The following is a 25,965-nucleotide window of genomic DNA, read 5'->3' as shown; positions in this document are numbered from 1 at the left end:
ATTTCTGTTTTTAATTTTATGTTGTTACCTGTGTGTTGCCTGTACAGCCCAATTTCACCGTGTTCCAAGCACTTCCGGAGAGAAAAAACATATTGTCTTAAAGTTTCAACGGCAAAATACGGCACCACAAACGGGTGTACTATTGATTAATCCAATGGATCTGCAAAGCGGGGATATTTTATTTTCTGCTAATTCCGGCCTGAGATCACGCGCTTTACGTCTGTTTGGTAACACATCAATCAGCCATGCATTCCTGTATTTAGGAGATGGTGAAGTTGCCGAGGCCGTTGGCAGTGGTGTACATATCATGCCTCTGGCTGAGAGTGTTGATGAAAACCCGCTACTGGTGGTTTATCGCCATCCACATTTAAATAATTTACAGGCTGAGAAAATTCGTGAGTTTGCCAAGGCTGAGGCTGGGGGAAAATATAATTATTTCGGTATCATTAAACAGACTCCTTATACTGTTACTCGCAAAGTATGTGAATTACCAGTAATACCTCGCGCCTTTCGCCATCTGTGTCTTAATACCATGGCATTAGTGCAGGTAACACCTTTCTCTTCTGATCGCTATTTTTGTTCGCAGCTGGTAGTTGCTGCCTATAATTATGCTGGAATCCCCTTAACCAAAACACCGGCCGAATGGGTTGCACCGGGTGATTTGCTCCATATGCGTGCTGATGACGTTCCTTCTGTTGTGCCTACTTACCCGTTGCAATATGTTGGCCATTTACGATGTAAAACTTCCTTATGGCAACGTAATTGCACTTTAGCAGATATCTGAGTATATTAAAATTGTTGTATAAATTAGCTGTAGCAAAATGGTTACCAGTTGGCTTATATAGAATCATCAGATTGAAAACAATGCATTAGTCACCGCAGAATCATTATTTAGTCTGAAAATTATTCATTCACAGCATAAGTAATTAACTGTATCCAGTTTATAGATAAAGTCTGCGCGTTGATTAAATAATTAAATATCTTATTTATAGTTGCCAATTAGATTATATTTGCAATAAAAAACCGGGTAGCGCATAAATGCCATCCGGTTTTTTAGTTTTTTAAATTATAAATCTTACAGAATATCTTTTTTATCAGTTAATTGGGGTAGCAATGCATCCTGATTTACTGATAACAGCCCACTGCTGGTATAGATTGCCAGTTTATTACGGGTATCGGCAATATCCAGATTACGCATGGTGAGCTGGCCTATACGATCGGCTGGAGAAAAGGCAGTATTATCGACTTTTTCCATACTTAGCCGTTCCGGCTGGTAGGTCAGATTTGGTGATTCGGTATTAAGAATAGAGTAATCGTTACCACGACGTAATTCCACCGTTACCTCACCTGTAATGGCTTTGGCTACCCAGCGCTGTGCAGTTTCCCTTAGCATCAGTGCCTGCGAATCAAACCAGCGTCCCTGATACAGCAATCTGCCTAGGCGCAAACCATTGATACGATACTGTTCGATAGTATCTTCATTATGAATACCAGTAAGCAGACGCTCATAGGCAATATGCAGTAATGCCATAGCCGGTGCTTCATAAATACCACGTGATTTGGCTTCAATAATGCGATTTTCGATCTGGTCAGTCATACCTAAGCCATGACGGCCACCAATTCGATTAGCTTCCAGAATCAGTGCTACCGGATCATTGTATTCAGTTCCATTTAAAGCTACTGGTACGCCTTCTGCAAAACGTACACGTACTTCTTCTGTTTTAATGGTTACCTGCTCATCCCAGAAAGCAACTCCCATGATTGGCTGCACGATTTTCATGCTGCTATTGAGCATCTCCAGATCTTTGGCTTCATGGGTTGCCCCAAGCATGTTGGAATCGGTTGAGTAGGCTTTTTCTACAGACATTTTGTATTCGAAGCCCTGTGCAATCAGAAATTGCGACATCTCATGTCGTCCGCCCAGTTCATCAATAAACTGTTGATCCAACCATGGTTTGTAAATACGCAAAGCCGGATTGGTTAACAAGCCATAGCGGTAGAAACGTTCAATATCGTTGCCTTTATAGGTTGAACCGTCACCCCAGATATGTACATCGTCTTCTTTCATTGCCGCCACCAGCATCGTACCGGTAACAGCACGGCCTAATGGAGTGGTGTTGAAATACGGCATACCACCGGTATGCACATGAAAGGCGCCGCTTTGAATTGCGGCAATACCTTCACGTGCCAGTTGTGTGCGGCAATCAATCAGTCGCGCCTTTTCTGCACCATATCCCAGTGCTTTTTCTGGAATAGCCTCATAATTATCTTCATCTGGCTGTCCTAGGTTGGCCGTATAGGCGTAGGGTAATGCGCCTTTTAGTTTCATCCAGAGTAGCGCTGTTGAGGTATCCAGCCCGCCGGAAAAAGCAATGCCGACCTTTTCGCCCACGGGCAGGTGTTGCAGAATAGTACTGTGATTACTCATATTGACTCCCTTGAGTTGTGCATTTGTAGAATTTGAAAAAAATTATTGCCATACCAGTAAGGCATGGTTGCGTTTACCGCGACGTACTATGGTATATCGACCAAAACGTTTGTCGCTGTCGCTGAATACATAGTCAGAACTGTCAATTTTCTGCCCGTTAACCATTACTGCACCCTGACTGATAAAGCCGCGTGCTTCATTGTTGGATTTGGCCAGAGCTGCTGTGGTTAATGCCTGTACAATGTTAATGGAATCAGTAATAGAAAAGGCAGGCAGACCGTCCAAAGATAATTGCTGGAAATCGCTTTCAGTAAGCGCACTTTGGTCTTCAGCGAATAAGCTGGCAGAAATACGTTGGGCAGCTGCCAGTGCTTCTTCTCCATGAATCAGCCGGGTCATTTCTTCAGCCAGAATACGCTGCGCCTGCGGTTTGGTGCCACTGGTCTGGTCACGTGCCTCGATTGCGTCTATATCGGCAATGCTGAGGAAGGTAAAGTATTTAAGGAATTTATATACATCGGCATCAGCAACCTTTAACCAGAACTGATAGAACTGGTAAGGGGAAGTCTTTTCTGCACTTAACCAGACTGCGCCACCTTCGGTTTTACCAAATTTAGTACCGTCAGCTTTAGTTACCAGTGGTAGCGTTAAACCATATACGGTAGCCTGATGCAGGCGACGGGAGAGATCAATGCCTCCGGTAATATTGCCCCACTGATCCGAGCCACCAATTTGCAATACGGTACCGTGGCGACGGTATAGCTCAGCAAAATCGTAACCCTGTAGCAAAGCATAGGCGAATTCTGTAAAAGAAATACCTACATCATCACGGCTCAGACGCTGTTTTACAGATTCTTTATTCAGCATGGCGTTCACTGAAAAGTGCTTGCCGATGTCGCGCAAAAAATCAAGACAGTTCATATTGCCGAACCAATCATAATTATTAGCCATAATGGCTGCATTTTCACCGCTAAAGCTGAGAAATGGCTGCAACTGGGCACGAATTTTAGCTACCCATTGCTGTACGGTTTCTGGTGTATTGAGCGAGCGTTCCTGTGCTTTAAAACTGGGGTCGCCAATCATGCCGGTGGCTCCACCAACAAGGGCAATGGGTGTGTGTCCGGCCAGCTGAAAACGTCGCAATACCAGAATAGGTAACAGATGTCCAATATGCAGACTGTCAGCAGTAGGATCGAAACCACAGTAAAGTGTGATTTTCTGTTCGTTTAATAAGGTATCTAGAGCCTGAGCATCGGTAGTCTGGGCAATCAGGCCACGTTGCTGTAAATCGTTAACAACACTGGTCATGGTGAGATTTTATACTTTCAAATTAAATAAAAATGGCTAAAACCGATTTTGGTTTCTGGCTGCATGAAAAAACAAAATAGTAAATATCATAAATCGTTTTCGCTGATTCTGGCCAGTTAGCCTGTTTTTCAGTTAGACAATTAATAATCATGCATTATTTTACACGATTTGCTTATTACTGCATTTGTGCTTGCAATAAATTGATCAATCATTAATTGGACTATGGCAAGAAATGTTTTACCTGCTTTTAACGGTATTCGGGCTGCAAATATGTGTGTTTATATTTTTCAATGCATTAATTGTTATTAAAATCAATACTTAAAATAGTCTGTATAGTCGTTATATACTGATATCTTGTTATGTAGAAACAGAGTAGACCTTGTCGGCTGAATTTGGAATAACTCAAATTTTACTGACTGAAAGATATTCTCCAGTTTATACAATTAAGTGGTATGAATTCAAATATATAAAAAAGCAACAACCCTGATTGGGCTGTTGCTGGCTAATTGTTGTTAGCAGTTAAACATTAAACAAAAAGTGGATAACATCGCCATCATTTACCACATACTCCTTGCCTTCAGCTCGCATTTTGCCAGCTTCTTTAGCTTTGGCTTCACCGCCACAGGCAATAAAATCGGCGTAAGCAATTACCTGTGCACGGATAAATCCACGTTCAAAGTCGGTATGAATTACTCCGGCAGCCTGAGGAGCAGTATCGCCTTTATGAATAGTCCAAGCTCTGACTTCCTGTACACCAGCCGTAAAGTAGGTTTGTAAGCCTAACAGGTCATAACCGGCACGAATCAGCCGATTCAGCCCGGGCTCTTTTAAACCCATTTCTGCTAAAAATTCGGTTTTATCAGCTTCGTCCAGATCTGCAATTTCACTTTCCATGGCAGCGCACAAGGCAACAACAGGTGCGTTTTCCTGTGCGGCTAATTGTTGCAGGCGTTGCAGATGTGGGTTGTTATCAAAGCCATTTTCGGCTACGTTGGCTACATACATAGCCGGTTTTACTGTCAGCAGGCACAGTGGTTTAATCAGCGCCAGCTCATCCTGATCCAGCCCTGCTGCGCGAACCGGTTTACCTTCGAGCAGGTGCTGCTGTAAGCGTTCCAGAATAGTTACCAGTTTTTGTGCTTCCTTGTCACCGGATTTGGCTCGTTTACTTTCACGTACAATGGATTTTTCCACACTGGCTAAATCTGCCAGTGCCAGCTCAGTACCAATGACTTCAATATCGGAAATCGGGTCTACTTTGCCGGCAACATGGACGATATTGTCGTCATCAAAACAGCGTACAACATTAACGATGGCATCTGTTTCACGAATATTGGCGAGAAACTGGTTACCTAGACCTTCACCTTTACTAGCACCAGCTACCAGTCCGGCAATATCGACAAATTCAACGATGGCTGGCTGGGTGCGTTTGGGGTTAACAATTTTGGCCAGTTCAGCCATACGTTCATCAGGCACTTCAACAATGCCGACATTCGGTTCAATAGTGCAAAAGGGGTAGTTGGCCGCTTCAATGCCGGACTGGGTAAGAGCGTTAAACAGGGTAGATTTGCCCACATTAGGTAAACCCACAATACCACATTTCAAACTCATGATATTCCTTGGAAATTGGCTAGATTCAAAAATGGCTGAATTGTATCATAAAGCATAGTCATACTTATGCTTAACCAGCGAAGAATTGCATTGTTTGCTGGATGCATGAATTGATGCTAATTTAACAGCCATTGCTAGGCTAAATTAGGGAGAATAAAAAATAATTATATTTTAAAACAAAAATATAATTATTTTTTGTTTAATTTGTGCTTGCATGTTCGAAAAAATATCGTATAATTGCGTCTCTCTTGAAAACGAGATATGGCGAATTAGCTCAGTCGGTTAGAGCAGAGGAATCATAATCCTTGTGTCCGGGGTTCGAATCCCTGATTCGCCACCACCAATCTTATTGATCGCAAATTCTTATTGGAATTTGCGTTTTTTATTGTCTTTTTATTTTGTATTCTTTAAGTATTAACATCGTTTATCTGGTTTATTTATTAGGCATGATTGACTACATTTGAGCCATTTTGAATGGATTGATTGCATTAATCTGTAGGCAATATTTTGTGTGATTTATAAGATGTGTGCTACGCAGAAGACAGGTTTATACTGGAATTATCCGATAAATATTTAACGGTAGTTGTATTCTTAATGCATCAAGTGTTGAAAAATGCCGAGATATTTCCACCTAATGAATAAGACCATTTTTTAAAACTCTTAAGGTATTGTCTCAGGCAGTTTAACCTTATCCTGAAAACCTATTTTATTGTTCAATAGTGCTCATTTTTACTGGTTGAGATACAAATATTTGTAATTTGGTTTTTTAACACGGTATAAATGATCGGACGGCCAGCCATAGTACATTATGCCAAATCAGTGATGGTTATTTTTAAAGTATAGTCGTCCTATTTCTTACCGATGAATAAGCGTTAGTTTTGTCTCTGGTGCATATTGAATACCGCCGTTTTCAGCTTGCCGAAAATACACAAGTCATACCATACAATATATGGAATAAGTTGTAGCATGGTTCTTTGCATTAGAATCAAAAGATAGGTTTGGTAGATAATATTTTAATGTTACAAAGGCAATGGATGAAAAATTTTAGAACAACTGTAAACCAATTCAAAGCCAGTGATTTTTTAAATTTACGTGAACATGATATAAACCAAAAATTGGGCATAGATTATCCAGATGAGTTCTGGGGTTTTGATTTTGGATATCAGATAATTACATGGGTTGATGATAACAGCAAATTAGAATGCAGTTTTCGTGATTGTGTTTGCACGGATGTCGTAATCTGGTTAAAACAAGCAGATCAACTTACTAAGATTGATAGTGCAACAGTAGAAAAGGAAAAGAACAACTATTAAAAAACAAAATAATATTATTTAAATATATAGCAGGTTTAATTCAATAAAATTAAGATTTAAAGGATTACAATTTAACCTGACACGCTCGTGCAACCGAATATCCTTTTTCCAGAACAATAGAAACGAACTTTTATTAAAATTCTGCTGTGTAGATTTTTTGGAAATGTATATTCTGGGTTGTTTAAAATACCCTTTCTCATCCTCTTTTTGTTTGCTCAGTTTGTCATTATTACTATCCTGTTCAATTTGACTGCAACAGATAAAACATAGCTGCGTTAAACATTCCTGTAATGTATCTGAGCAAACTATACTTTTAAATACGCTGATCCATTTCCTGTGCCGGACTTTCATGTTTATTTGTTTTGCTAATAACCCGTGCAGGTACACCGACTACTGTTGAGTATTCAGGAACATCACTAACGACTACACTGCCGGCGCCTACCTTGGCACAGGTGTGTACCTTAATATTGCCCAGAACAGAGGCATTAGCACCAATCATAACCCCATCACTGATTTTCGGATGCCGGTCACCGCTTTGTTTACCAGAACCGCCCAGTGTAACCCCGTGTAGCAGGGAGATATTATTGCCCAGTACTGCTGTTTCTCCAATGACCACCCCAGTACCATGATCAATCATGATGCCATACCCCATCGAGGCAGCAGGATGAATATCAACACCTAATACTTCTGAAGCACGATGTTGCAGGAAATAGGCTAGAGTAGGGCGATTTTGCTGCCAGAGCCAATGGTTAATCCGATGGGTTTGTATGGCATGAAAACCTTTATAATACAGCAATGGTAAGGAATAGGTATCACAGGCCGGATCACGCTCATAGTAGGCCACAATATCGGCCAGTGCTGCATGAATAATTGCCGGATCCTGCTGGAATGCTTCCAAATAAATCTCAAATAATGCCCGTGCATCCATGACTGCGCTGGACATTTTGGTAGATAAATGAAAGGCAAGCATGCGGGTAAAGCTTTTATGGCGTAAAACGCTCAGATGCAAAAAGCTGGCTAATATAGGTTCGTTGCGTGCTGCATTTTCAGTTTCATGGCGAATGGTTTGCCACAGGCTTTCTGCTTGAGCTGCATCAGGTAAATTCATATGTCCGGTTTCTCTATTGCCGAAAAAATTATATAAGAACAATATCATATTGTTCTTGGTTGTAGGTGGCTTCTACTGTCAAAGCAATTGGTTTGCCAATAAATTGACTTAACATTTGTAGCGAGTTGGCTTCTTCATCCAGAAATAAATCAATCACACTTGGTGAAGCGAGTATGCGAAATTCTTGCGCATTCTTTTGGTGTGCTTCACGCACGATTTCGCGTTGAATTTCATAGCATACGGTTTGTGCGGTTTTCAGCCGTCCCCGTCCCTGACAAGTCGGGCAGGATTCGCACAGAATTTGGGATAGGTTTTCGCGCGTCCGTTTGCGTGTTAACTCAACCAGTCCCAGACTGGTGAAACCGTTAAGGGTCACACGAGTACGATCATAAGCCAGTGCCTGCGCCAGTTCCGTCAGAATTTCTTCTTGGTGCTCTGTGGTGGCCATATCAATAAAATCAATGATAATGATACCGCCCAGATTGCGTAAACGCAGTTCGCGTGCAATAACATGACATGCATCCAGATTGGTCTTAAAGATGGTTTCTTCAAAGTTGCGAGCACCGACGAATCCACCAGTATTGACATCAATAGTGGTCATGGCTTCAGTAGGTTCAATGATGATATAACCGCCGAAGTCAAGATTTACCCGTGGCTGTAGCGATTGGTTAATTCTGGTTTCGATATTGTGTTCTTCAAACAGCGGGCGATCATCATGGAATAATTGCAGTTTATCTAACGCGCCCTGAGAATAATTCATAGCAAATTCACGCATGCTTTCATAATTGGCCGATGAATCTACAATGATGTGATCAATATTGTCACTGTACATGTCGCGCAATACGCGCAGGCTCAAAGGTAAATCTTGATAAAGCAAGGTTTCCGGTGGGCTGATTTTGGATAATTGCTGAATATGTTGCCATCTTTTAGTTAAATAGTTGATATCAGATTGTAATTCTGCATCAGTAGCATTCTCTGCACTGGTACGAATAATATAGCCATGATTTGCATCGGCTGGTAACAGCTTTTGCAGCCGCTCACGTAAATAGTTACGTTCGTTTTCGTCTTCAATACGTTGTGAAATACCGATATGCTGATCCTGTGGCAGGTGTACCAGAAATCGCCCAGCCAGAGATATCTGCGTAGACAGGCGCGCTCCCTTGGTATTGATCGGGTCTTTGATTACCTGTACAACAATTGATTGTCCCTCATGTAACATGTGTTCGATACGCAGTGTTTGTTCTGGTTTCTGGCGTTGTTCCAGAATATCAACAATGTGTAGAAAGGCAGCACGCTCTAGGCCGATGTCAATAAAGGCACTTTGCATGCCGGGCAGTACGCGCCGGACAACACCTAGGTAAATATTCCCTACCAGACCATAACCGCTGTTACGTTCTATGTGAATTTCACACAGCCTGTTCTCTTCCATAACAGCTACTCTGGTTTCTTGCGGAGTAATATTCACCAAAACGGTTTCTGCTGGCCGCTGGATATCCTTTGGCAGCGGTATGTCGCTGTTATGCATGATGTGGCTTTCAATTTAATCAAATAACTTTGTGCAGTTTTTGCCTGTACAGATAAAAACTGCACAAAGTAATCTGAGCTGATATCTATATGAAAGCTGATATCATAGCGCAGGCGTGAGCTTACTGCCAAACACAGTCACGTTAAGTTATACGCCAGAAAATGGAAAGTAGATAGACGGTAGGATTAACTAATAGGTACAGAAAAAGTTGTTATTGGTATAATCTTGATTTAAAGAGTTTTAAATTAATAAATATCTATTTTGCGGAATGGCTTTCTTCTGCCAATTCTTAATTTTTAAATCTACCTTCTTCGAAGGTATCATTATTACTCCATTAAGGATATTTCTTTATAAAGAAAGAGATGTCAAAATAAGACTTTTCTTTAATATTTGTTATTATCACTCAATCCCAAGAAAAGAAAAATATTTATAGTATTAAATAATGAAGAACTTTGAGATATTCTTCATATAATCAATCTCCATTAAAATATATTAATTAATTCATATGATTATATGTTTTTTCAATGATATTATTGTCTTGAGGTATTCACGCTTTTGATAAATTTATTGATCAATCTTGATCACAAATTTTTTTCATCATAGAACCATTATATATTTTTTAGATGCTATTCCAATATCATGGTAGTAAGTTATATCCTTATTTGCAATGAATCCAGATAATATCTCATTAGTCAATATAATGATGATATAAAAGTTATTATAATTTCGGCTATTTGGACAAGACATTACTTTAGTTGATTGCAGGCATGGATACATTCATTAATTAGCTGCGGGCCGCGAAAGATCAGACCTGAATATAACTGAACTGCGGTGGCACCAAGGCGAATTTTTTCAGCTGCATCAGCACTGGAGGTAATTCCGCCAACGCCAATAAGAGGAATTTGCGAATCTAAGAGAGTGGATAGTTGGCGCAGTATATGATTACTTTGTATCTGTACTGGTGAACCAGACAATCCCCCGACTTCCTGTGCAAATTTATGTTGACCCAGAACGGTTTTATCAATAGTGGTATTAGTGGCGATAATACCGTCTATCTGTGTATTCAGGGCAACGTCAGCAATCGCTGCAATCTGTTCTTCGTTCAAATCAGGTGCAATTTTAATAGCAATAGGCACATAACGGTTATGCTGAGTTGCCAACTGTGCTTGTCGGTTTTTTAAATGATTTAATAGTCTGTCCAGTTCACTGGCATTTTGTAGGCTGCGTAAACTGTGCGTATTGGGTGAAGAAATATTGACCGTGATGTAGCTGGCATAAGGGTAGGCTTTTTCCAGACAAATCAGATAGTCATCGACTGCTTTTTCCATGGGTGTGGCTGCATTTTTGCCAATATTAATACCCAGTATCCCGCGATATTGGCTGTTTGCGAGATTGTTAATCATGGTATCGATACCGTAGTTATTAAATCCCATGCGATTAATGATTGCCCGTTGTGCCGGCAATCTGAATAAGCGTGGTTTGGGGTTGCCAGCCTGCGGTAGTGGGGTAACGGTTCCCACCTCTATAAAACCAAAGCCAAGCATGGCCAGTGCATCAATGTATTCACCGTTTTTATCCAGACCTGCCGCTAAACCTATTGGGTTGGGTAAGGTTAGACCCATCAATGTCGTTGTACAGCGATTATTGTTTCCGGATTGGTTATTATTGGCACAATTGTGTTTGCCTTTAAGTAAAAAACCACAATGATAGCGATGCAGAAATCGCAAACATTTTAATGATAGGTGATGAGTAGTTTCCGGATCCAGTTGGAACAGCAGTGGTTTGATAATTGGATACATGATATTGATGCTGGGTAAAGGAGGAAATATTATAACCAACAACGCTATCAAATTGAGTAGAAAAACGATTAAATTCAATATGTGTTGGTGAAATATGTCTTTTGGTTAAAGGTGGAGCGAATCTGATAAATTTGTGCAACTGAATAATAATAACAACAGAAAAGCATATTACATTTTTTGCCAGAAGTGATGTTAGCCTATATAACAATAAACCCATTTCTGTTGTCCAACAAATTGTAGAAACATAAATGGGTTTAATAGTCAGAAAAGTAGATTAGTTATAGTTGTCATTACCAGAAATTACCATGGTTTGTTGGTCATACCCTGAATATTTTGCTGCAATGTACTACCAATGCTTTTTCCTAAGCGTTTACTCCAGCCGGTTTCAGCGGTGTAATCGACCAGCTCCGGTGCCTTGATGACATTGCGTGCAACTGTATAGACATTGCCAAAGTCATCTATTAAACCAACTGCTTTAGCCTCTTCACCTGTATAGGCACGACCGCTAAAGATGTCTGGGTTGTCAGCAATTTTTAAACGGTTACCGCGTCCCTGCTGTACAGCCTGAATAAATTGCTGATGAATGCTGCTTAGCATTTGTTGCCAGATTGCTGCCTGTTCTGGTGTTTCTGGTACAAACGGATCACCCATGTCTTTATTGCTGCCGGCAATTTTAACCCGGCGCTTAATGCCCAATTTGTCTATCAGACCAGTAAAATCAAAGCTACTGCCAATAACCCCGATACTGCCAACAAGACTGGAGGGATCTGCATAAATTTTATCGGCGGCACTGGCAATGTAATAGCAGCCGGAAGCGCACATATCTTCAGTAACAACATATAAGGGTATGCGTGGATGCTCAGCTTTCAGGTGACGGATTTCTTCATAAGCAATACTGGAGATGACCGGTGATCCCCCAGGGCTGTTGGCACGAATAATAATACCCTTGACGTCACTGTTTTTATAAGCCTCTTTCAAGCTCTTACGCAATAAATCTGCCTGATTATTGTCGCTGCTAATCACACCATCCAAGTCTATAACAGCAGTGTGTGCGCCACTTGGTTTTGCGCTTCCTAAAGAAGTAATGACAATGATAATAATGAACAGCCAGAACAACCGCCAAAACCAGCGCCAGATTCGATTGCGCCGTTGTTCACGATAAACTTCAAGTAATAGTTTTTCCAGCATATTGCGTTCCCAGCTACTGTTTTCTTCTGGAATGCCATCTGCTAAGCCCGATCCTTTAATTTTCATCTTCATCTGCTTTATTCTCTGGTTTTAGTATTGATATCTGAGCATTAACGGATTTATCAAACAAATCTGCCAAGTTGCATTTAATCAGTAAATAAGAAATGTTTTCAATTATATCTGAATTTTATATTGATGCAGCTGCTGTTGTCGTGAAATTTTTGGTCAAACTTTATCCACTTTCGTGTCTACATTATAATAGCGTTGCTGCTCCTTGCTAGTACAAGTCAATTAATCTAGCCGGATGTGAACATACAGCTGAAAGTAAAATAACATATTGTTTGCAGGCGAACAATTTATTTTATCTGTGGTGCCGTTTGCATTCTGAGTTGACTATTGAAGAGCAGGCTGCCTGTGTCATGATATTCAGACAGCCTGAAGATTGGATCATTTACTCGGATTGAATACGTACATTATTTTCAGTACTAATTCTGCTCGTCAATTATTAATTATAACTTTGGGAAATTATGTCCAGATTCTTTTTTAATGAACGTAAACAATTGGTTAATGAAGCTGTTGAAGGTTTGGTGATTTCTGCGTGTCAGGGCAATCTTGTTAGGCTGGATACTGATCCGGCAATACGGATCGTTATGCGTAATGACTGGGATAAAAGCCGTGTAGCCGTTATTTCAGGTGGTGGTTCTGGGCATGAGCCTGCACACGTGGGGTTTGTTGGCAAAGGCATGTTAACTGCGGCTGTATGTGGAGATTTGTTTGCTTCTCCCAGCGTTGATGCAATATTTAATGCTATTGTTGCGGTGACTGGTGAGCAAGGCTGTCTGTTAATTGTTAAAAATTATACTGGAGATCGGCTAAATTTCGGGCTGGCAGCAGAAAAGGCAAAAAGCCATGGTCTGAATGTAGAAATGATTATTGTTGCGGACGATATTGCGCTGCCTGATAACAGACAACCGCGTGGTATTGCTGGCACGGTGCTGGTGCACAAAATAGCTGGCTATGCTGCTGAAGAAGGTAAATCATTAATTCAGGTGCGTAATCTGGCACAGCAGGCATGTGACAACCTATGGAGTCTGGGTGTAGCCATGCAAACTTGTAACTTGCCAGACTATTTGGAAGAAAAACGTATTAAGGAAGGGCAAGTAGAGCTGGGGCTGGGTATTCACGGCGAACCCGGAGCCTCTGTAGTGGATACGCAAAATAGCAAAATACTTATTGATACGCTGGTTAATACATTACAACAGTCGGCAGGAACAGGGCGTTTTGCTGTTTTAGTTAATAATCTTGGTGGTGTTTCGGCTCTGGAAATGGCCTTGCTGACTCGTGAATTGGCTCATTCAGCCTTAAGTAAGCAGATTGACTGGTTGATTGGTCCTGCACCGCTGGTAACCTCACTGGATATGAAAGGCTTTTCACTGTCTTTACTCAAACTGAATGATTATTTTGAGCAGGCACTTAATGCTCCGGTTGAAACACAAGGATGGCAGAAACCAGTAGCATTGAAGCCATTGAAAATACTTGCCTGTAAATCTGTATCCAAAGAGCCAGATTATACCCCGTCTGAAAACGCTCAAGTGGCCGCTTATGTTACTGCAATAACGGACACACTTATCGGGCTGGAAAGCCGTCTAAACGCGCTGGATGCTAAAGTCGGTGATGGTGATACAGGAAGCACTTTTGCGCATGGCGCACATGCTGTTGCGCAGCAACTGGCACAACAGCTGTTACCATTGAATGATTTACCGCAGTTGCTGCTGTGTGTTGGTGAACGGCTGGCAACTGTGATGGGTGGTTCAAGCGGTGTATTGATGTCAATTTTCTTTACCGCAGCAGGTCAGAAGTTGCAGACAGGCACTACCTTGGTGGAAGCTTTGTTAAACGGGCTGGCGCAAATGAAGCATTATGGTGGCGCAGAGATGGGAGATCGCACTTTAATTGATGCTTTGCAGCCAGCATTGCATACATGGCAGGAGCAGGGTATTCAGGCTATGGCACTGGCAGCCAGAGAAGGTGCAGAAAAAACAGCTACCATGCATAAGGCCGGAGCCGGGCGCTCATCGTATGTTAATCAACAGAATCTGGCCGGCGTGGCTGATCCGGGAGCGGTAGCTGTAGCAGAGGTATTGGCAGTGCTGGCCGGACTGGAAAATAAGCAGGCAAGTTAAATTTATGTGTTGATGTGAAACAAAAATTTTCATCATCAATAGATACACTGCCAAACGGAGTCTGGCAGTGTATCTATCTGAGTTGAGGCAAGATTTGTTATCGTATTGATATTTAAACCATAATAGTTGCTTGAATAAGCACTTAATCGGAACGGAAAAGAATTAAATGAAAGCAGTTATCCCTGTAGCCGGTTTCGGTACACGTATGTTGCCGGCAACAAAAGCTATTCCTAAAGAAATGCTGACGGTGGCGGATAAACCACTCATTCAGTATATCGTGCAAGAGTGTGCGGCAGCAGGTATTAAAGAAATTGTTCTGGTTAACCATGCTTCTAAAACGGCGATTGAAAACCATTTTGATACCTCATTTGAGCTGGAAACACAGTTGCAAAATAAAGGTAAAACAGCTTTGCTGGCTGAAATTCGTACTGTTTTACCCCCTGAAATGCAAATTATTCAGGTGCGTCAAAGCGAAGCTAAAGGTTTGGGTCATGCCATGCTGTGCGCACGTTCAGTGATTGGTGATGAACCTTTTGCTGTTTTGCTGCCAGATGTATTGATAGATGAAAATGCCTGTAATCTGGCTACGGATAATCTGGCGGCAATGTTGCAGCAGTTCCAGAGAACACACCATAGCCAGATTATGGTTGAACGCGTGCCGATGAGTGAAGTCAATAAATACGGTATTGTAGATTGTCATAATCAGCAGGCTGCTGCCGGAAGCAGTATTGCCATAAGTGCTATTGTTGAAAAACCAGCACTGGAACAGGCACCATCTGATATGGCAGTCGTTGGTCGTTATGTACTTTCAGCCAGTATCTGGCCTTTGCTGGAGAAAACATTGCCGGGTGCAGGTGGTGAGATTCAGCTAACAGATGCCATTGCAGCACTAATGCAACAGGAAGCTGTAGATGCTTTTTTAATTCAGGGCTATTCACATGATTGTGGCGACAAATTAGGCTATATGAAAACCTTTATTGAATATAGTCTGCGTCATGATAAATGTGGCGCGCAACTCAAACAATGGCTACAGCAACAATCATTTTAGGCATAATTAAATTCAGTTTTAACTTTGCTGTGATGATTGGCCAGAAACAACGGGCAGATTATGCAGAAACTGCTGCAATTCATCTGGTAAAGGCGCAGTAAGTTGTAGAATATCGCCACTAACCGGATGTGCCAGTGTTAATTCTGCTGCATGTAAAAACATTCTTTTTAAACCGATTTTATGCAAGCGTCTGTTTATCTGGTAATCACCATACCGTTCATCACCGGCAATCGGGCATAATTGTGATTGCATGTGCACACGTATCTGGTGGGTGCGACCTGTTTTCAGCGTAGTCTCCATCAGAGTTAATGCTTTTATACCTACCGCGTGTAACTGATCACCGGCATAGTGTTGTAATACCCGAAACTGCGTATGTGCTCGCTGCCCTTCCTGAGCATTACTGGCAATGCGTACCATTTTTTCTCCCTGAGCACCTGTGTATTTCAGCAGTGGGTATTTAACTTGACGTACTTTTTCTGGCCATGTACCGACAGCCAACGCCAGATATACCTTATGCGGATGATTCTGGCGAATTGACTCATGCAGTTTGACCAAAGCGCTGCGTTTTTTGGCAATCATAAGTAAACCGCTGGTGTCTTTATCCAGCCGGTGAACCAGTTCCAGATAACGTGCTTCAGGACGGGCGCGACGTAACTGTTCAATGACCCCAAAACTAATACCACTGCCGCCATGAACTGCGATACCAGATGGCTTGTTAATCACCAGTAATACATCATCTTCATACACAATAGCAAATTCATGCGCAGGAATGGCTAAGGTAGGCACAGATGTATGACTAGAGGCAACACGAATAGGTGGTAAACGAATCTGGTCATTGGCAGCAATACGGTCTGTTCCTTTACAGCGTTTTTTGTTCAGGCGCACTTCTCCACTACGGATGATGCGCTGAATATGACTTTTGGGCACACCTTTCAACTCCCGTATCAGATAATTATCCAGTCGTTGACCGGCACTTTCTGCGCAAACAGATAAAAACTGCACTGAATCTTTGCTTAAAACCGTCATATTGCTTATAATCCGTAAGCTTTTATAAATAAATAGAAGTCATCAGTTGTCTTGGCCAAAAGCAATAGTGGCAGACAATACTGAACTGAAAAGGGTGTATTTTGCCCAGAGCCGAAAAAAGCGCCTGAAAGCGCATTTTGGCTGCAAATAATGAAATGTTAACGTATTTACTGGAAAAACGCACTGTTGCAGGCGTATTTCCCCATGTTGTTGACCAGCCGTCAATAACAAGGGTTAGTGATTAAGTTTGACTCCATCAGGTGGCAAGCCACGGCTTCAGACGTGATCTGGCAAGACAAAACCAGATTACGCAGCCGCAATTGTGCCCAAGCACCTGACAGAATAACAGAAGAATGGCTACCCCAATTAAGTGCTGTGACCGTTTTTAGCGGCTATCGGGCACACGCTGTTTAGCATGCATTGTGATGCTGGATAGTGCAAATGATCTTTATACCTTCTTTATGATGAAAGCCTGCTTAATTTGCCGTGAACAATTCAATCTGGCAAGGCTGCGGGTGTCAAATACTAATTACAACGCCTCGTCAGTGCGCATAACGAGGTTTTCATGAAACGAATGTTATTCAATGCCACGCAGGCAGAAGAATTGCGCGTGGCAATTGTGGATGGACAAAGTCTGCTTGACTTGGACATCGAAACGCTGGGTAAAGAACAGCGTAAAGGCAATATCTACAAAGGTATTATTACCCGCATCGAACCTTCACTGGAAGCGTGTTTTGTTGACTATGGCACAGATCGCCATGGTTTTTTGCCATTTAAAGAAATATCACGCAGCTATTTTCAGAATTACGAAGGTGGTCGTGTCCGCATTCAGGATGTGCTGTCAGAAGGCGTAGAAGTCATCGTACAGGTAGAAAAGGATGAGCGTGGTAATAAGGGGGCAGCACTAACCACCTTTATCAGTCTGGCTGGGCGCTATTTGGTACTGATGCCAAACAATCCACGTGGTGGTGGTGTTTCCCGCCGTATTGAAGGCGAAGACCGGCAGGAACTCAAACAGGCAATGAGTGAGCTTGATACCCCGCGCGGCATGAGCTTGATTGCACGTACTGCGGGTATTGGACGCAGTACAGAAGAATTGCAATGGGATCTGAATTATCTGGTGCAGCTATGGCGTGCAATTGAGCAGGCAGCACAGCAGCATAATGAACCATATCTGCTGTTTATGGAAAGCTCACTGCTAATCCGGGCTATCCGTGACTATTTCCAGCCGGATATCGGAGAAATTCTGATCGATTCGCAGGAAGTTTATGATCAGATTCGAGAATTTATGTCTTATGTTATGCCGGCCTATCTCAATCGCTTACGGCATTATACTGACCATACCCCTCTTTTTTCCCGTTTTCAGATAGAGCAGCAGATTGAATCTGCCTTTTCTCGTGAAGTTGCCTTGCCATCTGGTGGTGCTATTGTTATCGATCATACCGAAGCACTGGTATCTATTGATGTTAACTCAGCTCGGGCAACACGCGGAGCAGATATCGAAGATACAGCGTTCAAAACCAACATGGAGGCTGCTGAAGAGGTCGCACGGCAGATGCGTGTACGAGATCTGGGTGGACTGGTGGTTATTGACTTCATTGATATGGAGAACAGCAAAAACCAGCGTGATGTTGAAACCACTTTGCGTGAGGCATTGAAAAAAGACCGCGCGCGGGTACAAATGGCTAAACTGTCCCGCTTCGGCTTAATGGAATTATCAAGGCAGCGCCTGAAACCATCTCTCGGAGAAAGCAGCCATACTATCTGTCCGCGCTGTGCGGGCACCGGCTTTATTCGCAGCATTGAGTCAACAGCATTACATATCCTGCGCATCATTCAGGAAGAATCGATGAAAGATAATACTGCTGAAGTGCGGGTGCAAGTGCCGGTAGATGTTGCTACTTTTCTACTGAATGAAAAACGTGCTGAGTTGTTTGGACTGGAGGAGCGGCTGGATGTATGTGTATTGCTGATTCCAAATATTCATCTGGAAAATCCACATTACAGCGTTACCCGAGTACGCACAGATAACGTAGAAGAAAAAACCATTCCTAGCTACCATCAGGTGCAGGAACCTGAAAATATGGGTGAGCTGCCATTTTCTATTGGCCAGAACAAGCCTGTCAGACCCGAAGCAGCAGTTAAAGGTATTCATCATACCCAACCAGCTCCTGTGATTGAGAAAACGTCTACAGATAAAACCGAAGCAGTGCCCAGTATGTGGAAAAAACTGTCTGGTTGGCTGGGTAAGCTGTTAAGTGGTAAAACTAACGAATCTGTTGTGCAAAGCAGTGCCATTCCGGAAAAAACAGTGAAAACTGCACAACAGAAAAAAAATCAGAAAAACCAGCCACACGAACGACGCCAGTCACGTACTAACCGCCCAGCTAAAAATACTGATTCTGTTAAAAAAGGCGACATTACTACCGAAAGTAAAACAGTAGCTGATACCACAGTGCCAATTCGGCCGGTAAATGAGCATCGTAACCGACGCGAAGAAAAACATGCCGATAAGTGTACAGCTGCACAAACGAGTACTGCAAACGATACCAGTAAGACACAGAATGACTTTAAGCAGGAGCAAAATACTACACGTCGTCGCCGTCAACGGGTATCAGGCAAAAATGAAGTACCAGCACAACAAGTAAACCTGACTGATTCGATTGATGAAGTTCAGGCTGATGATCCACTGATCATTACTCTGTCTGGTGGTGATGCTAAAAATGAGCGCCATCAAACACGACATGATAAGAACAGCCGTCGCCAGAATGGTAAGAAAAAGCGCAGCTACATCATAGCGGCCAGAAAAATCATTCGTAATATTGATATTCATGCAATCGTAATGCAAGTACAGCAGACTACTGAGCATGTGTTCAATCCTGTACAGCACAACAACAGCATTGATACTGCCCAGTTACATGAAGCTCCTAATGACGACATAGTTCCGCAAGCAGTAGTACAGGCACAGCAGACGATAACCCGTATTCTTGCCCAGTTGGCGTGCCATCAGCAGATATCGACTGATGACAAATCTATTGTTATTGGTGTCGAAACGACAGCACAAACTGAACCTGCGGTTGCCACTCAGCTAGAATCAGTAACGACGAATACAACAGTAGATACTAACTTATGCCATATAGCCGAACAAGGTGGGCTGATATTGGTTGAGACCAGCATGGATAAAGCTGTATCAATCAATGAAGATACAGCAGTTATGCCAAAGCAGCCTAAATTGCGGCGTAAAGATAAAGTATTTAACCAGCCAGATGATGCAATAGTGACACCAGCAGCACTACAACAAGTTGAAACCCGAATATAAATAGATATATTTTATTCAACGAAATGTTAATTCGTCGCCTAATTGCCTGTATGAGTAAAGTTTTTATCGCTGATACAGGCAAACTACTGCACAAACGAGGATATTTACAAATTACGCTGTAGCCTGCAAAATAGTATCGGCTTTGCAATAGGATACATAATTATGCATTGCACCTTGTATAATTGTAGTGTAGCTACCATTTTGCTGCGTAACTACTGAGCAAAATTATTTAATTCAGTTATTGTGTTGAAAAACTACAACACTTTTAAATATGGGAAATATTTTATTTTATTGTGATATTTGTAATATAAGATATTGAATTTATTGTTTAATTTTATATTTTAGCTATTATTTGCTGCAACGTGATTCGTCAAAAGTGTTGTGTGTTTGCAAATGAATTTGTTTTTTTGCAACTAAAGCATTATATTGACAGCCATGAAATCGCTAACGCGGCGATTAATGCAAAACTTTAAAAGCTCTTCATTAGGTTTTTGAAGTTTGTTTTTTCGACATAGAAAAGGAATACAGCAATGAAAAAAACCCTGATTGCTTTGGCTTTGACCACTTTGCCGGTTGCCGCTATGGCTGAGGTTGTTTTATATGGCCAAATGAAAGCAGGCTATGAAGTTAATTCATCAAAAGTTACTGGTGAAGATCGCAATCCATACGTAAACGGTATCGCTGATTACGGTTCTCGTATTGGTTTCAAAGGTTCTGAAGACTTAGGTAATGGTCTGAAAGCTATCTGGCAGGTAGAATCTCGCATTCATTTGGGTCACAGCAATGGTGGATCTGATGGCTGGGCTAACCGTGACTCATTCATCGGTCTGCAGCATGACAAATTTGGTACCGTACGTGCCGGTCGTATCAGCAATGCTATCAATGCTAATATGGACGTTGTTGATGCTTGGGAATATGGCGATGGCAGTGATGCATTGGGTCTGGGCAAATTCACCCGTACTGACGCTCGCTATGTAGGTATTGCTTACGATTCTCCAGAATGGGCTGGCTTCAATTTTAATGTGCTGTACTCTCCACGTGATAACGTAAACGGTGGTGATCGTACAGGTGAATATGATCGCGGTATCGGATCTGGTGACAAATACAGCCTTGGTCTGAACTATAAGAACTCTGGTTTCTATGCTAAATATGGTTTTGACTACCTGAAAAACTCTGGCGTAAAAATTCATGATGACCTCACTGCTGAGTTCAAAGATGGTCAGGTTCATCGTTTAGAAGGTGGTTATGATGCTAATAACTGGTTTGTTGGTTTAGGTTATCAGTTTACTAAAAATACCTCCTCTCACAATAAATTAGTAAATAACACTCGTGTTAGCATTAGTCTGCCTAATGGCAATGAAGTAAGTGCTAATGTTGGTGATCACAACGTGATTATTGATAATCAAAGCCAGGAAGCTGCTCTGACTGTTGGCTACCATTTCGGCAATGTTTTCCCGAAAATCTCCTATGCTCATGGCTGGGATGTAAAAGTTAACGGTACTAAAGAGAAAAACACCAAATACGATCAGATCGTGTTAGGTGCTGACTATGACTTCTCTAAACGCACTACTGCTAACGTACAAGCTGGTTGGTTGCGTGAAGGCTTAGGCGAAGACAATGGTAAAGTAAAAACTACTGCCTTTGGTGTTGGCCTGAAACACACTTTCTAATTAGTATTTAATCCTTACTAATTAGTAGTTGAACTTAATCCCTGATTGAGGAACAGTGTAATCTGTTCTTCATCAGGGATTAACTTATTTTATAAACATCAGTGAACTATATTAATAAAACCTTAATACAGATGAATTGCATATAGCAATATAAGCATAATTATTACTACTGATAAACATATCAGCTATTATAAAAATCAAGGGACAAATCTTACCCATGTGGACAATTATTTTAGTTACAATCATTGAAAAACAGTACCGGAAGTGCTAGGTAAGATAAGCTATCTACTTATCTAATAATTATATCTAATTGATATTGGATAATTAACGTATTATATTGATAGCTGAAAATCATATAGATAGGCAATTTGATAAACTGCATCTGTAATCATAGCCTGAACATGGTTTTAAAGAATACGGATTAATACTTTCACAAAAATTGCATAAAAAATTTTGTTTTCTGTATGCATCGTTGTTCTGGCGGTGTTGTATAAGACCTTTCTAAATAATATTTTGCCAATATATAAAAAAGTATTTCTAATAGTAAGTAATGTGAAAATGCTGTAGCAAAAAGTCAGCTTAACAATAGAACCGGTAGCGTTCATCGTGATTTGAATACATTTCTAATATATATTTAACCTATTCTTTAATCAAAGAAACTACGCCAATCTGATATGCAGAATCCGTAGTTTGCTTTTTTATAATCTCACCAGTATATTCCGCACACTCGTCATGATGGCGATTGATGTAAAACTTCAAAAGCTCTTCATTTGGTTTTTGAAGTTTGTATTTTTGACGTTAAAACTAGGAATACAGTAATGAAAAAAACCCTGATTGCTTTGGCTTTGACTACTTTGCCAGTTGCTGCTATGGCAGAGGTTGTATTGTACGGCCAAATGAAAGCAGGCTATGAAGTATCTTCTACTAAAACCAGTGGCGATAGCCGCGGCCCATACCAGAATGGGATTGCTGACTATGGTTCACGGATTGGCTTTAAAGGTTCTGAAGATTTGGGTAACGGTCTGAAAGCTATCTGGCAGGTAGAATCTGCCATTCATTTAGGTAATAGTAATGGTAAAGCTGATGGCTGGGCTAACCGTGACTCTTTTATCGGTTTACAAACTGATTTTGGTACAGTTCGTGCGGGTCGTATCAGCAATGCCATGAAAGCCAATATGGACGTTGTTGACCCATGGGAATACAACAATGAAGTTTTAGGTCTGGGCAAATTTACCCGCACTGGTGAGCGTTACGTAGGTATTGCCTATGATTCACCAGAATGGGCCGGTTTCAAATTCAATGCGCTGTACTCTCCACGTGATAATGTAAATGGTGGCAATCGTAACAGTGAGTATGATTACGGTATGGGCGCTGGCGATAAGTATAGCGTGGGTCTGAATTACCATAATGCCGGTTATTTTGCAAAATACGGCTTTAACTTCCTGAAAAATTCTGCTGCCATGATTTCTGAATCTGGTCACACCAAACTTAAAGATGGTCAGGTGCATCGTCTTGAAGGTGGCTATGATGCCAATGATCTGTTTGTAGGTGTGGGTTATCAATATAGTAAAAATACCAGCTCCTATTTCCGTGGATTGAAAGGCGTATCAATTCCCGTAGGCGGAGAGGGTAATTTAAACACTATGAATATTGGTGATCATAATGTGACTTGGGATAACCGGGGACAGGAAGCTGTTTTGACCCTTGGCTACCACTTCAATAATGTTTTCCCGAAAATCTCCTATGCTCATGGCTGGGATGTAAAAATTAACGGTAGCAAAGAGAAAAACACCAAATATGATCAGGTTGTATTAGGTGCAGATTACGACTTCTCTAAACATACTACTGCTAATATTCAGGCAGGCTGGCTGCGCGAAGGAAATGGCTACGATGAACTGAATCAAAGCAAAGGTAAAAACAAAACCACTGCCTTTGGTGTTGGTTTGAAACATACTTTCTGATCAGGTAGTGTTAGCTGATTTTAGAAAAACAATAAACCCCGCCACAGCGGGGTTTATTGTTTTTGGTTGGCTGGATAAAACAGATCAGGCTGTGATTAAGTTGTCTGTTTAGTGGAAAATATTTTCCTATTTACTCAAACATTGATATAGATAGGGGCAGTTTACTTATCGCTGATATGAATCAGAATCAGCTTTCTGCTTTATTTATTACGGCGTTGTTTGCTATACCAGTATATGGAAAGAACGATTACAGCGATCAGTAAAATAAGGGCAAAAAGCAATTTTGTATACTGTTGAAATTGTGTAAATAACCATTGTGCTGATTGACCGAACAAATAGCCAAAACTAACGATGATGGTTGCCCAGAATAACGCGCCCAGTGCATTCAGTAAGAGGAAACGGGAAAAGGATACTTTGCTCATACCGATAGCGATGGGGCCAGCAATGCGTAGACCATACATAAAGCGCACGCCAATAATAATAATTGAGCTGTGCTTGCTCAATAAACGATTGGTTTTTTCTACCAGCGGATCCAGTTTGGGAAAGTGTTGCAACAAACGCGTGCCATAATAACGGCCAAGTAAAAAGCACACTTGATCACCAATCATGCCGCCAGCAGTAGCACACAAAATGGAGGGTACAAACAACAGATAGCCTTTGTGTACAAAAAAACCAGCCAGCGTGAGAATGGTTTCGCCCTCCAGAATACTGCCAATAAAGATGGCCAGATAGCCATAATGATTGAGTAACTGTTCAACATTCATCTGGTAGATACGCAGTAAAGATAATCAATTTATAAACATAAGATTACATGAACCGTTAAAGCAATCTTTTTTGCCAGAACCAGACAAACTTTACACACCATATTGTTGGCGATAAGCTGCTACTGGTTGATGGTAGCTGGCCAGTGTGGGATCATTTTCCAGCAAGCGCAGTAAATCCTCCAGTGTGGCAATTGCTGTTACGGGTATATGATACTGCTGTTGTACTTCCTGTACGGCTGATTGTGTTCCCTGACCTTTTTCCATGCGATCAAGTGCAATAGCCACACCAGCAGTAAGTGCACCTTCACGCTGAATAATGGCTACTGATTCGCGTACTGAAGTACCGGCTGAAATGACGTCATCAATAATGAGTACGCGTCCCTGTAATGGCGCACCCACCAGTACACCACCTTCACCATGGTCTTTTGCTTCTTTACGGTTATAGGCATATGGCACATTGCGTCCTTCTTCTGCCAGCATCATTGCAGTGGCGGCGGCCAATATAATGCCTTTGTAGGCAGGTCCGAACAGCATATCAAATTTTATATTGCTAGCCAGAATGGAGCGGGCATAGAAGCGAGCCAGTTGCAGAATGCTGTAGCCATCGTTAAACAAACCGGCATTAAAGAAATAGGGCGACTGTCTGCCGGCCTTAGTGGTGAACTGACCAAACTTTAAAACATTCTGTTGCAGGGCAAAGTGGAGAAAGTCCTGACGGAAATCAGACATAATTATCCTTGGTGATAAAATGACGTATTAAACAAATTAAGCTTTAAATTTTAGCATTAAACGAAAGGACATGCGGATGCGCATTATCTCTGCCAATGTAAACGGTATACGTTCAGCCACCAGTAAGGGTTTTATTGATTATCTGGCACAGGCACAGGCTGATATTGTGTGTGTACAGGAGTTAAAAGCTCAGGAAGCTGATATGACCGAGGAGATGAAGCATCCATTGGGCATGTATGGTGTGTGGCATACCGCAGTTAAACGTGGTTACAGTGGTGTGGCCATATATAGTAAGCGAAAGCCCGATGCTATTCAGATTGGGCTAGGCTGGGAAGATTTTGACCATGAAGGGCGCTATGTACGCGCTGATTTTGGCAAGTTGACGGTTATTTCATTGTATTTGCCATCGGGCAGCAGTTCGGAGGAGCGGCAGCAGGCTAAGTTTAGTTTTCTGGATAAATTTCTACCGGTGCTACGTGAATTACAAGCATTGCAACGCGATATTGTAATTTGTGGTGACTGGAATATTGCGCATCAGAATATTGATTTAAAAAACTGGCGTGGTAATTTGAAAAATTCTGGTTTTCTGCCCGAAGAACGACAGTGGCTTAGTCGAGTAATTGACGAGCTGGGCTGGGTGGATATCTGGCGTACTCTGTATCCAGAAATACCCGGCTATACATGGTGGAGTAATCGTGGACAAGCTTATGCAAAAGATGTGGGCTGGCGTATTGATTACCAGCTGGCAACGCCAAATCTTGCCGCTTGTGCGCAAACCGCAGCTATCTATAAGGATGAAAAATTTTCCGATCATGCACCGTTAATCGTTGATTATGCTTATGAGTCATTTTAAATAAGTTACGAAGTGGTGTTTGTGACCCAGTTATGTTTTTTTAGCTGAATGCGTACATACAATACCAAGTTCGGATTTGGAGGCTTGGAAATTGTATGTGCGTCAACATGGTGAAGCTTGGGTTTATTTCTG

At 41.6% G+C, this 25,965-nt stretch carries 18 protein-coding genes and 1 tRNA gene; 9 read left to right on the top strand and 10 right to left on the bottom strand.

What is annotated here, in order from left to right:
• The first annotated feature begins 154 nt into the window (after positions 1–154).
• Positions 155–784 (top strand): C40 family peptidase, encoded by a 630-nt coding sequence (locus MJ761_RS01535; RefSeq protein WP_093093058.1) that lies wholly within the window; start codon positions 155–157, stop codon positions 782–784.
• A 291-nt stretch (positions 785–1,075) separates the two neighbouring features.
• On the opposite strand, the gene argG is transcribed toward MJ761_RS01535, so the two are convergent.
• The 3 genes from argG to ychF all read right to left on the bottom strand — a co-directional run bounded on the left by argG (position 1,076) and on the right by ychF (position 5,347).
• Positions 1,076–2,428 (bottom strand): argininosuccinate synthase, encoded by a 1,353-nt coding sequence (argG, locus tag MJ761_RS01530; protein WP_037404805.1) that lies wholly within the window; start codon positions 2,426–2,428, stop codon positions 1,076–1,078.
• A 42-nt stretch (positions 2,429–2,470) separates the two neighbouring features.
• The gene (tyrS, locus tag MJ761_RS01525; protein WP_093093060.1) at positions 2,471–3,736 is read right to left on the bottom strand and encodes a tyrosine--tRNA ligase; all 1,266 of its coding nucleotides are present in this window, start codon (positions 3,734–3,736) and stop codon (positions 2,471–2,473) included.
• A gap of 519 nt (positions 3,737–4,255) precedes the next feature.
• A complete protein-coding gene (ychF, locus tag MJ761_RS01520) occupies positions 4,256–5,347 on the bottom strand; it encodes a redox-regulated ATPase YchF (protein WP_093093062.1) in 1,092 nt (363 codons plus the stop codon).
• A gap of 263 nt (positions 5,348–5,610) precedes the next feature.
• On the opposite strand from ychF, the gene MJ761_RS01515 reads away from it, so the two are divergent.
• Positions 5,611–5,687 (top strand) — tRNA-Met (locus MJ761_RS01515).
• Positions 5,688–6,381: 694 nt separating this feature from the next.
• Positions 6,382–6,660, top strand: a complete 279-nt coding sequence (locus MJ761_RS01510) for a hypothetical protein (RefSeq protein WP_093093063.1) — start codon at positions 6,382–6,384, stop codon at positions 6,658–6,660.
• 313 nt (positions 6,661–6,973) lie between these two features.
• On the opposite strand, the gene cysE is transcribed toward MJ761_RS01510, so the two are convergent.
• The 4 genes from cysE to MJ761_RS01490 all read right to left on the bottom strand — a co-directional run bounded on the left by cysE (position 6,974) and on the right by MJ761_RS01490 (position 12,352).
• On the bottom strand, positions 6,974–7,768 hold the full coding sequence (cysE, locus tag MJ761_RS01505) for a serine O-acetyltransferase (RefSeq protein WP_093093125.1): 795 nt from the start codon (positions 7,766–7,768) through the stop codon (positions 6,974–6,976).
• A 28-nt stretch (positions 7,769–7,796) separates the two neighbouring features.
• On the bottom strand, positions 7,797–9,293 hold the full coding sequence (rng, locus tag MJ761_RS01500) for a ribonuclease G (protein WP_093093065.1): 1,497 nt from the start codon (positions 9,291–9,293) through the stop codon (positions 7,797–7,799).
• A 746-nt stretch (positions 9,294–10,039) separates the two neighbouring features.
• Positions 10,040–11,092, bottom strand: a complete 1,053-nt coding sequence (locus MJ761_RS01495) for a quinone-dependent dihydroorotate dehydrogenase (protein WP_093093067.1) — start codon at positions 11,090–11,092, stop codon at positions 10,040–10,042.
• Between the two features lie 300 nt (positions 11,093–11,392).
• Entirely contained in the window at positions 11,393–12,352 is a 960-nt protein-coding gene (locus MJ761_RS01490) for a S49 family peptidase (RefSeq protein ID WP_093093069.1), read from the bottom strand.
• 455 nt (positions 12,353–12,807) lie between these two features.
• On the opposite strand from MJ761_RS01490, the gene MJ761_RS01485 reads away from it, so the two are divergent.
• Both MJ761_RS01485 and galU read left to right on the top strand, forming a co-directional pair.
• Positions 12,808–14,463, top strand: coding sequence for a dihydroxyacetone kinase subunit DhaK (locus MJ761_RS01485; protein WP_093093071.1), 1,656 nt, complete (start codon positions 12,808–12,810; stop codon positions 14,461–14,463).
• Positions 14,464–14,629: 166 nt separating this feature from the next.
• On the top strand, positions 14,630–15,511 hold the full coding sequence (galU, locus tag MJ761_RS01480; protein WP_093093073.1) for a UTP--glucose-1-phosphate uridylyltransferase GalU: 882 nt from the start codon (positions 14,630–14,632) through the stop codon (positions 15,509–15,511).
• 18 nt (positions 15,512–15,529) lie between these two features.
• Here galU and MJ761_RS01475 read toward each other — a convergent pair whose 3' ends face one another.
• Entirely contained in the window at positions 15,530–16,537 is a 1,008-nt protein-coding gene (locus tag MJ761_RS01475) for an RluA family pseudouridine synthase (protein ID WP_093093075.1), read from the bottom strand.
• Between the two features lie 565 nt (positions 16,538–17,102).
• On the opposite strand from MJ761_RS01475, the gene MJ761_RS01470 reads away from it, so the two are divergent.
• The 3 genes from MJ761_RS01470 to MJ761_RS01460 all read left to right on the top strand — a co-directional run bounded on the left by MJ761_RS01470 (position 17,103) and on the right by MJ761_RS01460 (position 23,487).
• A complete protein-coding gene (locus MJ761_RS01470; protein ID WP_176715090.1) occupies positions 17,103–19,856 on the top strand; it encodes an Rne/Rng family ribonuclease in 2,754 nt (917 codons plus the stop codon).
• A gap of 530 nt (positions 19,857–20,386) precedes the next feature.
• Complete coding sequence (locus tag MJ761_RS01465) at positions 20,387–21,526, top strand: porin (RefSeq protein ID WP_093093079.1); 1,140 nt, start codon at positions 20,387–20,389, stop codon at positions 21,524–21,526.
• Between the two features lie 818 nt (positions 21,527–22,344).
• On the top strand, positions 22,345–23,487 hold the full coding sequence (locus MJ761_RS01460) for a porin (RefSeq protein WP_093093081.1): 1,143 nt from the start codon (positions 22,345–22,347) through the stop codon (positions 23,485–23,487).
• A gap of 200 nt (positions 23,488–23,687) precedes the next feature.
• Here the strand turns inward: MJ761_RS01460 and MJ761_RS01455 are convergent, their stop codons facing one another.
• Both MJ761_RS01455 and pyrE read right to left on the bottom strand, forming a co-directional pair.
• Complete coding sequence (locus tag MJ761_RS01455; protein WP_093093083.1) at positions 23,688–24,251, bottom strand: DedA family protein; 564 nt, start codon at positions 24,249–24,251, stop codon at positions 23,688–23,690.
• Positions 24,252–24,341: 90 nt separating this feature from the next.
• Complete coding sequence (pyrE, locus tag MJ761_RS01450) at positions 24,342–24,980, bottom strand: orotate phosphoribosyltransferase (protein WP_093093085.1); 639 nt, start codon at positions 24,978–24,980, stop codon at positions 24,342–24,344.
• Positions 24,981–25,056: 76 nt separating this feature from the next.
• On the opposite strand from pyrE, the gene MJ761_RS01445 reads away from it, so the two are divergent.
• Complete coding sequence (locus tag MJ761_RS01445; protein WP_093093087.1) at positions 25,057–25,833, top strand: exodeoxyribonuclease III; 777 nt, start codon at positions 25,057–25,059, stop codon at positions 25,831–25,833.
• Positions 25,834–25,965: the final 132 nt, after the last annotated feature.

This window comes from Snodgrassella communis, assembly GCF_914768045.1.
GTDB lineage: Bacteria > Pseudomonadota > Gammaproteobacteria > Burkholderiales > Neisseriaceae > Snodgrassella > Snodgrassella communis.
The sequence above is the reverse complement of the archived record's forward strand: the minus strand, read 5'-3'. Positions and strand labels throughout refer to the sequence as shown.